This is a genomic window from Marinomonas sp. (genome assembly GCF_039940335.1).
In the GTDB taxonomy this organism is placed as follows: Bacteria; Pseudomonadota; Gammaproteobacteria; order Pseudomonadales; family Marinomonadaceae; genus Marinomonas.
In genome coordinates, this window is sequence record NZ_JBDVGW010000005.1 from 103,096 (window position 1) to 117,603 (window position 14,508).

Annotated in this window: 12 protein-coding genes; 5 read left to right on the plus strand and 7 right to left on the minus strand. The window is 46.6% G+C overall.

Annotated features, from left to right (window positions below):
* Position 1: 1 nt before the first annotated feature.
* The gene (locus ABJF92_RS02495; protein ID WP_446814272.1) at positions 2-1,444 is read right to left on the minus strand and encodes an FAD-dependent oxidoreductase; all 1,443 of its coding nucleotides are present in this window, start codon (positions 1,442-1,444) and stop codon (positions 2-4) included.
* 307 nt (positions 1,445-1,751) lie between these two features.
* Between ABJF92_RS02495 and ABJF92_RS02500 the strand changes: the two genes are divergently transcribed.
* On the plus strand, positions 1,752-3,050 hold the full coding sequence (locus ABJF92_RS02500) for a YjiH family protein (RefSeq protein ID WP_446814273.1): 1,299 nt from the start codon (positions 1,752-1,754) through the stop codon (positions 3,048-3,050).
* Positions 3,051-3,463: 413 nt separating this feature from the next.
* Here ABJF92_RS02500 and hutG read toward each other — a convergent pair whose 3' ends face one another.
* The 4 genes from hutG to hutU all read right to left on the minus strand — a co-directional run bounded on the left by hutG (position 3,464) and on the right by hutU (position 8,817).
* Complete coding sequence (gene hutG, locus ABJF92_RS02505; RefSeq protein ID WP_446814274.1) at positions 3,464-4,303, minus strand: N-formylglutamate deformylase; 840 nt, start codon at positions 4,301-4,303, stop codon at positions 3,464-3,466.
* Entirely contained in the window at positions 4,300-5,523 is a 1,224-nt protein-coding gene (hutI, locus tag ABJF92_RS02510) for an imidazolonepropionase (protein ID WP_446814275.1), read from the minus strand. Before hutI ends, hutG begins: the two co-directional genes overlap by 4 nt.
* Before the next feature lie 4 nt (positions 5,524-5,527).
* The gene (gene hutH, locus ABJF92_RS02515) at positions 5,528-7,066 is read right to left on the minus strand and encodes a histidine ammonia-lyase (RefSeq protein WP_446814276.1); all 1,539 of its coding nucleotides are present in this window, start codon (positions 7,064-7,066) and stop codon (positions 5,528-5,530) included.
* A gap of 62 nt (positions 7,067-7,128) precedes the next feature.
* Complete coding sequence (gene hutU, locus ABJF92_RS02520) at positions 7,129-8,817, minus strand: urocanate hydratase (RefSeq protein WP_446814277.1); 1,689 nt, start codon at positions 8,815-8,817, stop codon at positions 7,129-7,131.
* Positions 8,818-9,120: 303 nt separating this feature from the next.
* Between hutU and ABJF92_RS02525 the strand changes: the two genes are divergently transcribed.
* Positions 9,121-10,536, plus strand: a complete 1,416-nt coding sequence (locus tag ABJF92_RS02525; RefSeq protein WP_446814278.1) for a formimidoylglutamate deiminase — start codon at positions 9,121-9,123, stop codon at positions 10,534-10,536.
* Positions 10,529-11,134, plus strand: coding sequence for a HutD/Ves family protein (locus ABJF92_RS02530; protein WP_446814279.1), 606 nt, complete (start codon positions 10,529-10,531; stop codon positions 11,132-11,134). The genes ABJF92_RS02525 and ABJF92_RS02530 overlap by 8 nt, the downstream gene beginning before the upstream one ends.
* A 148-nt stretch (positions 11,135-11,282) precedes the next feature.
* Here the strand turns inward: ABJF92_RS02530 and hutC are convergent, their stop codons facing one another.
* Both hutC and ABJF92_RS02540 read right to left on the minus strand, forming a co-directional pair.
* Complete coding sequence (hutC, locus tag ABJF92_RS02535; RefSeq protein WP_446814280.1) at positions 11,283-12,038, minus strand: histidine utilization repressor; 756 nt, start codon at positions 12,036-12,038, stop codon at positions 11,283-11,285.
* 12 nt (positions 12,039-12,050) lie between these two features.
* Positions 12,051-12,182, minus strand: coding sequence for a hypothetical protein (locus tag ABJF92_RS02540; protein ID WP_446814281.1), 132 nt, complete (start codon positions 12,180-12,182; stop codon positions 12,051-12,053).
* Between the two features lie 23 nt (positions 12,183-12,205).
* On the opposite strand from ABJF92_RS02540, the gene pepQ reads away from it, so the two are divergent.
* Together pepQ and ABJF92_RS02550 are read left to right on the plus strand one after the other, a co-directional pair.
* Positions 12,206-13,522: a Xaa-Pro dipeptidase gene (gene pepQ / locus ABJF92_RS02545; RefSeq protein ID WP_446814282.1), complete on the plus strand. Its 1,317-nt coding sequence runs from the start codon at positions 12,206-12,208 to the stop codon at positions 13,520-13,522.
* 188 nt (positions 13,523-13,710) lie between these two features.
* On the plus strand, positions 13,711-14,436 hold the full coding sequence (locus ABJF92_RS02550) for a sulfite exporter TauE/SafE family protein (protein WP_446814283.1): 726 nt from the start codon (positions 13,711-13,713) through the stop codon (positions 14,434-14,436).
* Positions 14,437-14,508: the final 72 nt, after the last annotated feature.

Below are 14,508 nucleotides of genomic sequence, written 5' to 3' on the forward strand. Positions count from 1 at the left end.
CTTATCGATCTAAACAACGCCCTCTAGGCTCATCGCCTTCATAAAGCACAATATCCGAATGTAAAAACTCAGCCGCCTGAGCAGAACCTCGTACTTTCACTTCACTGCGAACAAGCATTTCTGCTTCATAGTCATTTAGAACACTATGCCGAATGCCAACCTCTTGCCAGTTTGAATATGGCCCGCAGCCTTGATAAAGACTTCTAGCCAAACTTAACGCATCTAACAACGCTTGATTGGCTCCTTGTCCCTTAAAGGGACTCATTGGGTGCGCAGCATCCCCGATTAAAGTGGTATGAGTACCTTGCTGCAACCATTGCGGCTGTAACATAGTACGGTCGTACACTGGATAACCTGAGACCAACGAGGCATCGGTAGCTTCCATTATGGCCGGAATAGGATTATGCCATTGAGTTCGACGACACGCCTCTGCTTTTAATGCCTGTGCGCCTTGCAGACTTAGCAACTTGGCCTCGTCCTCGGGCATAGGGAAGCTCAACTGCCACATCACAGAATCCGCCGTAAACGGCATCATATAGATTCGCTCGTTACCATTGGCGGTTTGAAAAACCGTCGCACCGTCCAATAGCTCATGCTGCATATCTTTTAAATTCGCTAGCGGGCAAATACCGAGAATGACCATGCAGCCCAAATAGCGCAAGGGTGCTACTGTCTCACCCACTAATTGCTGGCGCACCACACTACGAATGCCATCAGCTCCGACTAATAAATCGGCTTTAGCCGTTTGTACTTGGCCATTTACAAGGAAGTCCAGCTCGATACCTCCATCTTGTTGACGAGTCTCCAGCAACTGATGTCCCCAAGTGACCTGACCATCACCTCCTAGCTGCTCCAACAAGGCGGCGCGCAATGACTGACGAGCTATGTGAATATTGGTGCGCTTAGGGGTCGACGCGTTTTCCCCAGCCAACCACTTGCGCATCCCCCATTCACCCAATACTCTCCCTTCCGTGTTGTGTACCACATGGCGGGTAGAAACTACGCCACTAGGTAATTCAAACAGACCAAAACCTTCAATCGCCTTACTGGCTTGCTGCAACGTCAATCCATAACCTTGCGAACGCGCCGCAAAGCCATCATCACGTTCATAAAGAGTGAAAGGAATACCACGATGACGACAAGCAACGGCTAGAGCTACGCCACCAATCCCCCCGCCGATAATCGCCACGTGGGGCAAGTTATCGCGATCAGGCTCTAACCATTGCTCCGCAAGCAAAAGACCAGAACCAGAACAATCTACACAATCATCAAGGTGACCTTTCGGGCGCTCCGGCGGCTCCCCGATCGAGCCAGCCTTTTCAAACTCGGCCAGTGCTTTTAAGTAACTTAAGCGCACTTTTTTACGCACCCGACGGCTGCGCTTACCTCGCCCTTGGCATTTTGAACATGGCGCCCAAGCTGCTACTTTGTTTTCCGCTGTCATTAATACACATCTACCAAATTAGAAATAACGTACCATTCCGCCATATTAGCTTGTTCCATCCATTAGCACTATTTGGAAGTTGTGTATAAAGGCAAAACCAAATAAACAAGTGGTATATACATCTAGAAAAAACCAAATAAATTAAATGAACAAAATTAGTGCATATATTAGAAAAACGCGCTAAATTCTAGCAACAGACCAAGGTTTTAGCCCTATAAAACAAAAATAACAACCAAGATTAATTGTATATACATGTAGGCATATTTATTGCTACACAATTTAATCTAACCTAAAAGGAGCCACGAAAATGAATTCGACCAGCCCTAATAATGCCTCAGCTTTTAAGCTAATTATCTTTAGCCTTGTCGGCTTAGTGTTTTTCTTTCTTCCCATCAACCTGAATGGTAAAAGCACCATTCCACTAGATCATATAGTGTCCTGGCTACGCGCCGACTTTTCAGGCGGTACTCAAATTTATGCCTTACTCGTCATCATTGCTGGCGGCATCTACCCTTTTTTGAAAGGCACATGGAATGATAGCCTCACCCAAAGAATTCTCTCTCTATTTAAACTATTGGGTGTGGCGACAGCCTTTATGGCTTTTTTCTCAATAGGACCAGCCTTTCTACTTGAAAAAGGCATGCTGCCATTTTTATTCTCTAAACTTGTTGTTCCGGTTGGTTTAATTGTTCCTATCGGTGCCATTTTTTTGGCATTTCTCATTAGTTATGGATTACTAGAGCTAGCAGGCGTCCTCCTACAACCCATAATGAAACCAATCTTTAAAACACCAGGGAAGTCCGCTATAGATGCCGTTGCTTCATTCGTGGGGAGCTATTCTGTCGGTTTACTAATTACCAACAAGGTGTACAAGTCTGGACAGTATTCTGCGAAAGAAGCGGCGATTATTGCTACCGGTTTTTCTACCGTTTCAGCCACCTTTATGGTCATCGTGGCAAAGACGCTTGGTTTAATGGAAGTTTGGAACCTATTTTTCTGGAGCACCTTGATCATTACCTTCCTCGTTACGGCTATTACCGTACGTCTTCCGCCACTGCGAAATTTTGACGATAGCAAAAGTGTTCAAGATGATATTGAGGTGACTGGATCTCGCATTGTACAAGCCGTCAATGAAGGGCTTAGCGTTGCAAAGCAAGCACCACCGTTATCACAAAGTATTCTACAAAACGCCAAAGACGGCCTACTGATGGCAATGGGTATATTGCCCTCTATTATGTCTGTGGGACTATTAGGCTTAGTATTGGCTAAGTACACCCCCATCTTTGAATGGATTGGCTACTTGTTCTACCCATTCGCATGGGCACTGCAACTTCCTGACCCATTATTAGTATCTACTGCTTCCGCAACCGGCTTAGCCGAAATGTTTCTGCCTGCTCTTCTTGCGGCCAAAAGTGTTTTCGTTACGAAGTTTGTAATCGGTGTTATCTCTATTTCATCAATACTATTCTTCTCGGCATCCATTCCTTGCATTTTATCCACCCAAATTCCTATTTCAGTGAAGCAAATATTGGTTGTATGGTACCTACGTACCGTATTAACCATGATCATTGCGACACCAATAGCATTTTGGGCGGCTGGGGCATAACCCTTTTTCACCATCCAAAAAAGCGCCTACATCCTTCAATGTAGGCGCTTTTGGCTTTCGTTCAAACACTCCGAGATACGCTAAAGCGAAACCCACAATTTGCCTCTCATAGAAAACTAAGAAAGGGGCTTGGGTATCTTTATTTGCGCTGACGCGTCGAGACAGGCGCAAGAAAATAGAGCATACCAAGCCGATTTGGATAACCATGAATTAATACTGTTGGGCTGGTGCGGGAATTTGGGTTAATAAAAGTCCTCAGTTGATCAGCTAAAGCAAAAAATAAATCAGGCCTTACGGAAAGCTTGAGTATCTTTATTTGCGCTGACGCGTCGAGGCACGAGACAGGTGCAAGTAAATAGAGCATACCAAGCCGATTTAGTTACTAAGCGCCAAAACAAGCGAAGGAAAAAGGTTTAAGACGAAAAAGAAAGGCTTAACAAAGCGGCTATCACATCTTTAAGCTGTTGCTGAATCGCTGGCAGCTTAGTGTCATCCAGTTGATAACTTTGCTGCTGTGCTAGTTCATCCACCAAATACGTTGCTTGAGAAAGCTCTAGCTGAATAGCGTGGATGTTAGCGTCTGGGCGACCAAATTCACGAGTAATATAGCCTCCTTTAAAGCGACCATTCACCACTTGCGAGTAATTCGGACTAAGTACCTGAGTCACCACATGGGCCAAGCTTTGATCACAAGATTTGCCCTGATTCGTGCCCCAATTGAAATCTGGTAACGTTCCTTCAAACAACATAGGGACTTGGGCCGCAATGCTGTGGGCATCAAACAAAATAGCAAAGCCAAACTGTGCTTTAATACGCTGCAACTCGGCCTCGATAGTTTGGTGATAAGGTTGCCAAATTTGTTCCTTACATTGCTGTTTATGAACCTCACCTGGCTCACCTGCCACTTCAAATACCGGACTATCGGCGAACAAAATATCCGGAAATAGACCGGTGGTTTTGGTCTCGTACAGCGGTTTATCATCATAAGGTCGATTCAAATCAATCACATAACGTGAATAATTAGCCTTAATGCAACCAACTCCTAAGCGTTCAAGGAAATCGTACAACTCAGGGATATACCAATCTGTATCCGGGAGTTTCTTTGCAGATTCAGTGAGCCCAGCGGCGACGGACGGCGTCACAAACAGCCCAGAATGAGGCATACTTACCAAGATAGGACTTTGTGAAGGACGAAACTCAAACGGCTGCTGAATCTTTCCCTCAAGCATTGCTTGTTCTGTAAACGGACTCATGTCACCACACCCTGCTGCACTCTTTGCTTCACTAAATTGCCGCCCAACCAATAACAAAGTTCACCCGGACTCTCGACATCCCAACAAATAAAATCGGCGACTTTACCTAGCGCTAAACTACCATGAGTTTTGTCTATACCCAAGGCTGTGGCTGCATGAATCGTTGTCCCAGCTAACGCTTCCTCAGGTGTCATGGAGAACAGAGTACAAGCCATGTTCATCATCAGACGCAGAGATAACGCAGGCGAAGTACCCGGATTCGCATCGGTCGCAATGGCGATCTTCACCCCATACTCACGCAATAAATCCATGGGCGGCAATTGGGTTTCCTTCAAGGTATAAAAAGCGCCCGGTAACAACACTGCAACCGTACCGGATTTGGCCATCGCGGCCACATCCGCTTCTTCCATAAACTCAAGGTGGTCCGCCGACAAAGCTTGGTAGGAAGCGGCTAGACGCGTACCGCCCAATGAAGATAGCTGCTCCGCATGTAGTTTGACAGGCAAGTCTAAAGACTGGGCAACCTTAAAATAACGGTCAACTTGATCAACACTAAAAGCAATGCCTTCACAGAAAGCATCCACCGCATCCGCCATGCCCAAGGCCGCCACTTTTGGCAGCACTACTTCACACAAATGATCAATGTAAGCATCTTTATCGGCAAACTCAGGAGGCATAGCATGAGCAGCTAAACAAGTACGCTTCACTGTAATTGGCAAGGTGTTTTCCAGCTCAGTCGCCACTCTCAGCATTTTCAATTCACTTTCTAACGACAGGCCATAACCCGATTTGATTTCAACCGTGGTCACTCCGTCTTGCATTAGGCTTAATAAACGACGACGACTGCTTGCCACTAACTCCGCTTCACTAGCGTCACGAGTGGCGCGCACAGAGGCGGCGATACCACCTCCTTGCTGAGCGATCTGCTGATAACTTACACCATTAAGGCGTTGCTCAAATTCACCCGCTCGATTGCCACCAAACACTAAGTGCGTGTGACAATCAATTAAACCCGGCGTGATCCAAGCCCCCTGCAAATCATGACATTGTTGAGCTTGATATTCGGGTAACTGGGAAGCTTCTCCTAGCCACGCAATACGTCCATCCTTAACACCCATAGCGGCATCATGAATGACATGATACTGACCACCTTCCATGGTCGCCACATGGCCACCCAACCAAATACCATCAAACTGCACAGGGCTTTCGATCAAATCCATAGTCTTAAGCCACCAAACTTGGCAACAAGCCTTTCGGCATGCTGTCATTGTGAGCCGCTTCTAGTAGAAGCTCATTGGCTTTTTCGATGTCCGTCGCGAAGTAACGATCTTTATCGTAAAAAGGAACACGAGCTCGCAAGGTTGCACGAGCTTGCTCTAAGCGCTCACTGGTTTTTAGTGGTGCACGGAAATCCAAGCCCTGAACGGCGGAAAGAATTTCTACGGCTAAAATACCACGGGTATTTTCCGCCATGTCTTTTAGGCGACGAGCAGCAAAAGTGGCCATCGACACATGATCTTCTTGGTTCGCAGAAGTTGGCAAACTGTCTACAGAAGCTGGGTGGGCAAAGGTCTTGTTTTCACTCGCAAGGGCTGCAGCCGTTACCTGAGCGATCATGAAGCCAGAGTTAACACCACCATTATCCACAAGGAAAGGCGGCAATTTACTCAAGTTGCTGTCGATCAACAACGCCATACGGCGCTCAGACAAACTGCCGATTTCAGCAATGGCTAAGGCTAGATTATCCGCCGCCATAGCAACTGGCTCTGCGTGGAAGTTTCCTCCTGAAATAATGTCGCCTTGCTCTGCAAATACCAGCGGATTATCCGAAACAGAGTTGGCTTCTACGCATAACACTTTCGCTGCGCCGCGAATTTGCTCTAAACACGCACCCATGACTTGCGGCTGACAACGTAATGAATAAGGGTCTTGCACCTTTTCACAATCTTCGTGGGAATTGCCAAGGTCACTGGATTCACCTAACAAATGACGATAAGCCGCTGCCGCGTCAATTTGTGTTTGGTGGCCACGTACCTGATGAATACGATCATCGAAAGGACTACGGCTGCCGAGTGCGGCCTCGACAGACAAAGCACCGCAAGTTACTGCCGAAGCAAATAAATCTTCCGCATGGAATAAGCCTTCCAAAGCAAATGCGGTAGAAGCTTGTGTGCCATTAAGCAGAGCTAGGCCTTCTTTAGGCGCCAATGCAATCGGTTCAAGACCCGCAATTGATAGCGCCGCACCACCCGAGATGATTTCACCATGGTAACGCGCTTTACCCTCACCTAACAAAATCGTACTCATGTGTGCCAAAGGTGCTAAATCACCGGATGCCCCCACCGAGCCTTTTTGCGGGATACACGGGTAAACTTCTTTATTAATCAAGGTAATCAAGGCTTCAATCACTTTCAGACGAATGCCAGAAAAACCACGAGCTAAGCTGTTTACTTTAAGCGCCATAATCAGCTTCACGGTATTATCGCTCATCAACTCGCCAATACCGGCCGCGTGAGACAAGACGATACTGCGCTGTAGTTCATCCAAATCTTCTGGTGCAATACGAGTATTGGCCAATAAACCAAAACCTGTGTTGATGCCGTACACGGTACGATTTTCAGCGATCACATCATCGACCACTTGGGTGCTGGCATGTATACCAGCAATGGCAGATTCGTCTAGGCTTAACGCTACTTTTTGACGACTGATTTGACGCAAATCATGCAGACTTAATTTTCCTGGCTGAATGGTTAATTCGAACATGGTATTCCTCTTTAATGTGCGTTGTAGTGCACTGCTTTATTGATCTGGGCGAGTATCAAAAATTATTTGCCAGTGATCATAGGTAAATGTAAGTTTTGCTCTTTGGCGCATTCAATAGCGATATCATAACCCGCATCTGCGTGACGCATAACACCTGTCGCTGGGTCATTCGTTAAGACGCGAGCAATACGCTCGGCGGCTTCATCACTGCCATCACAGACGATGACCATGCCAGAATGCTGAGAGAACCCCATCCCAACACCGCCACCATGGTGTAACGACACCCAAGTCGCCCCAGACGCCGTGTTCAATAAAGCGTTTAGCAAAGGCCAATCCGATACAGCATCCGAACCATCTTGCATGCCTTCTGTTTCACGGTTAGGGCTGGAAACAGAGCCAGAATCTAGGTGGTCACGACCGATAACAACCGGTGCCGACAACTCACCACTGCGGACCATTTCATTAAAGGCTAGGCCTAATTTTGCACGTTGGCCAAGACCTACCCAACAAATACGTGCTGGCAAACCTTGGAACTGAATACGTTCACGGGCCATGTCTAACCAATGATGTAAGTGGGCATCATCTGGAATGAGTTCTTTGACCTTTGCATCGGTTTTGTAAATATCTTGTGGGTCACCCGATAAAGCGGCCCAACGGAAAGGACCAATACCGCGACAAAATAGCGGACGGATATAAGCCGGTACGAAACCTGGAAAGTCAAAGGCGTTATCGATCCCTTCTTCCATGGCCATTTGGCGAATATTGTTACCGTAATCAAAAGTCGGGACACCCATCTTCTGGAAATCCAACATAGCCTGCACATGCACAGCCATAGTCTGTTTAGCCGCTTTTACGATAGCTTTTGGCTCTGTTTGCGATTTTTCTCGGTACGTTTCCCAGCTCATACCAGCAGGCAAGTAACCATTTAAAGGATCATGGGCAGACGTTTGGTCTGTCACCATATCTGGGCGAATGCCGCGCTTTACCATGTCTGGTAACACGTCGGCAGCATTGGCACACAATGCGATAGAAACTGCCTTGCCTTCTGCTGTGTATTTCTTAATACGCGCTAGGGCATCGTCCAGATCGGTCGCTTGCTCATCCACATAACGGGTTTTCAAACGGAAATCGATACGGCTTTGCTGACATTCAATGTTCAATGAACAGGCACCAGCAAGGGTCGCTGCAAGAGGTTGTGCGCCCCCCATACCACCTAGACCCGCGGTCAGTACCCAGCGTCCTGTCAGGTTACCACCGTAATGCTGACGACCCGCTTCTACAAACGTCTCATAAGTGCCTTGCACTATGCCTTGGCTACCTATATAGATCCAAGAGCCGGCGGTCATTTGACCGTACATCGCTAAACCTTTGGCATCCAGTTCGTTAAAATGCTCCCAGTTCGCCCAATGAGGCACAAGGTTAGAGTTGGCGATTAGCACTCGCGGTGCATTGGAATGGGTTTTGAACACCCCCACAGGTTTACCGGATTGCACCAATAAAGTTTCATCTTCTTCAAGGTTTTTAAGGGTCTCAACAATCTTGTCGTAGCACTCCCAATCACGTGCTGCACGCCCAATACCACCATAAACCACTAACTCTTCTGGGTTTTCCGCTACTTCTGGATCAAGGTTATTCATCAGCATGCGCATTGGTGCTTCGGTAAACCAAGACTTAGCAGTCAGTTTATTACCTGTCGCGGCTTTCACTTCACCGGCACGAAAGCGTTTTTGAGCAAGAGTTTGTTGAGTCATTTTACTTACCTTTTCAAGAGGAGTTCAGGATGTACTGCACTCAATAAAATTTAAATGTATATACAACTTAACGAAAACATAATTTTTATCATTGCAAGATGCAAGTATTTTTTCTCAAAATTTCGCAAAAAACCGAAAAACATCCCCTTCTTTTGAAGAGTTGAACGTATTAACTGCTGTCTATAGAAGGAGGTTACGAGGTCAAAAATAGAATCGGCGCTGATGAAAAACTTAAACTTGTATATACATTGTGAATTCTATTACACTCAAACTTTATATCGCGGCTTATAGAAGGACATAATCGTGTCAACAACGAAAGTTTCTGCTCCCTTGCAACACTATTTCGCTGAACGTGCTTTACTGCCTTCTGGTTGGGCTTTTAATGTGCGTTTAAGCGTCCAACACGGACGCTTTACTCACGTCCGCCCAAACAGCACCATGATTGAGGGCGACATTCACCTTGATGGTCCAGTGCTACCCACCATAGGTAACTTACACTCCCACGCATTTCAACGTGTTATGGCTGGTGCCGCAGAAGTCAGCTTGAATCCCAATGACAGTTTTTGGAGTTGGCGAGACCTTATGTATAAGGTGGTGCAAAAGCTTAGCCCAGAAGATGCACAAATCATTGCGACCCAACTCTACATAGACATGCTCAAAGCAGGTTACAGTCAGGTTGCTGAATTTCATTACTTACATCACGCCCCCGGCGGACAAGCGTATTCGCAAGTGGAAGAAATGGCCTTGCAACTTATGCAAGCGGCTCAAAACTCAGGCATAGGTTTAACCTTATTACCGGTACTTTATTCTTATGCAGGCTTTGGCGGCCAAACGCCAAGTGTAGGGCAAGCACGCTTTATTAATAGTACCGATGAGTATTTGGCCTTACACCACGCCTCCAGCGAGGCGCTTAGCCAGCTCAATAAACGCAATGTAAACCACCAGCACAAACACCAAATGGGCATCTGCTTCCATTCTTTACGAGCAGTCACTCAACCACAAATCGTTACTGTGCTCAGTCAATTAGACAGCTCGTTACCCATTCACATTCACATTGCTGAACAGCAAAAAGAAGTAAATGACTGCCAAACTTGGAGCGGCCAACGTCCGGTACAATGGTTAGATGACAACATAGGTTTAGACCCACGCTGGTGTTTGGTACACGCAACCCATTTAAACCAAAAAGAAATCACCGCCATCGCCAACACCCAAGCTGTAGTGGGTTTATGCCCCACCACAGAAGCCAACCTTGGGGACGGAATTTTCCCGGGAGTCGACTTTAGTGCACAAAATGGCCTCTGGGGCATTGGCTCAGATAGCCATGTGAGCTTATCTCTGGTGGAAGAGTTACGCACATTAGAATACAGCCAGCGCTTTCGTGACCAACAGCGCAATCGTCTGCATAATACTGCGCAAAATCGTGTGGGCGATCACTTGTTTACTCAAGCCTTGGCTGGAGGCAATCAAGCCTGCGGCGTTAAACTCGGACTTGCTCCCGGCCATCGTGCAGACTTTATGCTACTCGACCCTCAGCACCCCTTTATGGCCGCCAGTGCGCCACAAGATCTGCTTAACCGTTGGTTATTCGCTTGTAATGAAAACCTTATAAAAGACGTCTTCGTCTGCGGACAACAGGTCATTAAAGATTTCCATCACCCATTAGAAGAGAGCAGCCGACAGGCATTTACTCAGGTGATTAAAAAGGTGATGTATGACTGATCAAGGCACTTATTTAGCAGACGACTTAGTACTGATTACAAAAGAGGCATTTACCTCCATGCCATGGAAAAATGGTTTGGGAGTCACCCAACAAATCTATTTACATAAAGATGCTGAGGGGGTGCGCTTTCGCATTAGCCAAGCCGCGGTGGTCAAGGATGGGGTATTTTCAGACTTTGCAGGGTTGAAACGTACCTTAGTGCTACTCTCCGACACAGGCATGACACTAAGCCATCGAAATAAACTGCAACAGCAATATCGCCACCCGCTACAAAAAGCACTGGATATGGCAACCTTCTCTGGGGCAGACCAGACCGTTGCAGAGCTTCACCAAGGAGCCATTGAAGACTTGAACATCATGGTGCGAGATAAGGATAGTCAAGCACAAGTGCAGGCCTGTTACGGTCTTTGCACTTTGCACGCTAACACTTCATCCCCTGCCTTATTACGCGCTTTTTATGTTCATCAAGATTGTGAGCTGGCGACCAACAAAAAGTCGTATTCAATCGCACAAGGCAGTTTCGTGATCCTTAATGAGGGCATGGAGGTTTCCCTAATAACAGGGCAAGGTGTGGAGATAGGCATTTACGCCAAGTAATTTTCGGCGAATGCTTAGGGAAGGTACGAACAAGTCCACTGGCTTCAGCGTGTGGATAAAACTTTATTATTCGAGGTAAGCTTCACACTCCAATATTGAACATATTGGCAAGAAGATTAACAAAGCATAAAAAGTTTTAGCCCACGCCCTAGCGCCCGAAGTGCCCGAATAACTGAAAGCGGGAACCCGGGTGCAAGAGTCGGGCGGCGGTGACTATGTCTTCCCCAGACCAAGTACGACGCTTGATCTGGAGACAGGGCTCTTGGGCAGAGATTTGTAACCTTTGGCACTCCAATTCGCTGGGCAAGATAGCCTCCACCAGATGCTCACCCTCTGTCATCGGGGCAACACTCATCAAATAAGCGTAGGAAGTCTGCAGGGTAAAGTCTTGTTTATCGTAATCTGGAGTGAGCTTGGCGTTGACCACACGCTCTTCTATCTGAATCGGTAACTCATTCTCAAAGTGCAATACCACCGAGCGGTAGATTTCATGATTAGTACGCACCCCTAGCATCATCGCCTCTTCTACCGACGCCTTAGCACTCTCTAGTACCAAGAGTTGCGCTTTATGCTGATGGCCGCGAGCAGAAATTTCTTCCGCTATGTTGTGAACCTCAAATAGTGCTGAGTGTGCTTTCTTTTCCGCAACGAAAGTGCCTAAACCCTGATGACGAACCAACAAACCTTCCGCAGTTAATTCTCGTAAAGCACGGTTCACCGTCATGCGGCTCATGCCCAATGCATTAACAACTTCTGCTTCAGAAGGCACACGTTGATTTGCTTGCCACTCGCCAGAAGATATTTTTAACGAAATCGCCTGTTTTAACTTGGCATAGATTGGTTGTGGGGTATCTGGCAGATCGTCAAACAGATTACTCAATAGTGTCGAAGTTGGTGCGGTCAAAAGAGGTTCCAATTAGCCAAAAAATAGACAGATATTGTAGCCTGTATCGGCTTTTTTAAACAACATAAGCCGAGACAATAGCCATACTTTACCTACCGCGCTAAACTGACTTTTTCCTTGCGCCACCACTTCGACGTCGCGCACTTTTTTCTTCGAGGTATTCGTTTATGCAAACCGTCTCTGCCACGCCATCACATGCCTTATATCAGGCACATTTAAAGACATTGCAAGAAAGATACGAACAAGCCATGAGTCACTTTGGCTTACAAGCAATAGTCTTGGCCAGTGGTGCTAAAAGTTATTATTTCCAGGATGATCACGCATTTCCTTACCATCCGTATTCAGGCGCGCAACAATGGCTACCTTTTAGCATAGGACCTGAAACCTACATAATTATACGAGCAGGTAAGAGGCCGACATTAATTTGGCCAATACGCGATGATTTCTGGCATGCACCAAATCCAGTACCAGCAGGTGAGTGGAGTCAAGAATGGCTGATTGTCTGCGCTCGCCAAGACGATAAGGTGTTTAGCCAACTCTCTCAAGACACTGCATGGCTTGGTCCTCAGCCCCAAGATTTCACCAAGCCTTGTGATGGCCTGAAAGCATTTGTTGATTACGATAAAGCTATAAAAACAGACTTTGAAATCGCCGCCATTCAGCAAGCTAACGAGCGCTCCGTACTGGGTCATCTAGCCGCCAAACACGCTTTTTTAGAAGGCGCGAGTGAATTAGACATTCACCTTGCCTATTTACAAGCCAGCCGACAAACCGCTGACCAAGAGCCTTACCCAGGCATTGTTGGTGTGGATAAACACGCAGCGGTGTTACATTACGAGCATAAAAGTCCACAAAATAACCCTCAATCTCGCACCCTACTGATTGACGCCGGAGCCAGCCAGCATGGTTACGCCAGTGATATTACCCGTACCTTTACTCGTTATGATGATGAGTTCAGCGCATTGGTGGAAAGTATGGATGCTTTGGAGCAGAAAATCGCCAACCAAGCGCTGGCTGGAGTGGACTACCCAGCGCTTCATGAGCAAACCTTAATCGCCATTGCACAGTGTTTGAAAACCCATGATATTTGCCAATTGAGTGTAGAAGAACAGCTAGCCAAAAGAATTCCGCAAGTTTTCTTCCCCCATGGAGTCGGTCATCTACTCGGCCTACAAGTACACGATGTGGGCGGTTTTCAACAGGACCGAGCAGGTAACACTCGTAAAGTTGAACAAGCTCCCTTTCTACGTCTTACTCGCCGCCTAGAAGAAAACATGGTTGTAACTATCGAACCTGGCTTGTATTTTATCCCGATGTTACTGGAAAAAATGCAAGATGAAATTAAAGACCATGGTTGTAACTTAGAGAAAGTCAAACGCTTGCTGCCTTATGGTGGCATTCGAATTGAAGACAATGTGGTGGTGAAAAAGGAGCTAGCCCTTAACCTGACCCGCGAAGCTTTTTTGCAAGCACCTACACATTAAATCATACGCGGCCTTTGACTCCTCAAAGGCCGCGTCCAAAGCCTGTATTCGTAGTCGTTATAGTCGCTATCCTAGCACGCTTAACCGGTGAAAAATCACCCAAAAAAGCGTACTATAACAGCCTAGCTTACACCACTTAGTCACAAGCCGAGTGGACTTCAGTCAGCGTTTGAAACAGGACACATACAATGGATACAACCCTTCTTTTTTTACTGCTCGCAGGCCTACTCTCAGGCTTTTCTAAATTTTCTATCGGTGGCATGGGATTGCTTGTTCTACCGCTTCTTATGGTGGTTTTTCCGGGTCCCGAAGTATTGAGTATTTTAATACCCATTAACCTCTTGATTGATGTACTTGCCATCATTAGCTACCGCAAAGGTATCAGTTGGTCTGTACTAGCCAAAGTCATCCCTCTGGCCTTGGCCGGTGTATTACTAGGCACCTATTTACTGTCTTTTATTAATGCAGAGTCTTTTAATACCATTCTTGGGGCAATCATCGCCGGTATGCTTTTGTTGGGGCTTTGGCTCGACACCCACGATACAAGTTTTATGCAAAGCAAAACCACTGGTGGTGTGTTAGGCGCCTTTGCAGGATTCATCAGCATGGTCTCAAATGCTGCAGGCCCTCTATTCAGCCTGTATCTTATGGCGCAAAAGCTACCCAAAGAGCACTATGTCTCGACCCGTGCTTGGTGTATTTTCTTTATCAATATTTTCAAACTCCCCATGTTCTATAGTCTAGGACTACTTACAACAGACAGTCTAGGCTACAGCGTACAAGCGCTTCCTGGTTTATTAGTAGGTTGTTTAATAGGATATTGGACGGTGAACAAGCTGAAGTTTAGCCAAGTGAAGTGGCTGATACGGATTATGACCACCATTGCAGCGGTACGCCTGTTTAGTAGTCACTAATCTGGCATTTTCGTCGCCTGAGTGACATTGAGAAAGTTTATCCCCATAAAACCACTACTTAGCCGCTTTATG

Excerpts from the sequence above, each read along its gene's own strand:
- ABJF92_RS02495 (WP_446814272.1), bottom strand. The coding sequence starts at position 1,444 with ATGACAGCGGAAAACAAAGTAGCAGCTTGGGCGCCATGTTCAAAATGC.
- ABJF92_RS02500 (WP_446814273.1), top strand. The coding sequence starts at position 1,752 with ATGAATTCGACCAGCCCTAATAATGCCTCAGCTTTTAAGCTAATTATC.
- hutG (WP_446814274.1), bottom strand. The coding sequence starts at position 4,303 with ATGAGTCCGTTTACAGAACAAGCAATGCTTGAGGGAAAGATTCAGCAG.
- hutI (WP_446814275.1), bottom strand. The coding sequence starts at position 5,523 with ATGGATTTGATCGAAAGCCCTGTGCAGTTTGATGGTATTTGGTTGGGT.
- hutH (WP_446814276.1), bottom strand. The coding sequence starts at position 7,066 with ATGTTCGAATTAACCATTCAGCCAGGAAAATTAAGTCTGCATGATTTG.
- hutU (WP_446814277.1), bottom strand. The coding sequence starts at position 8,817 with ATGACTCAACAAACTCTTGCTCAAAAACGCTTTCGTGCCGGTGAAGTG.
- ABJF92_RS02530 (WP_446814279.1), top strand. The coding sequence starts at position 10,529 with ATGACTGATCAAGGCACTTATTTAGCAGACGACTTAGTACTGATTACA.
- pepQ (WP_446814282.1), top strand. The coding sequence starts at position 12,206 with ATGCAAACCGTCTCTGCCACGCCATCACATGCCTTATATCAGGCACAT.
- ABJF92_RS02550 (WP_446814283.1), top strand. The coding sequence starts at position 13,711 with ATGGATACAACCCTTCTTTTTTTACTGCTCGCAGGCCTACTCTCAGGC.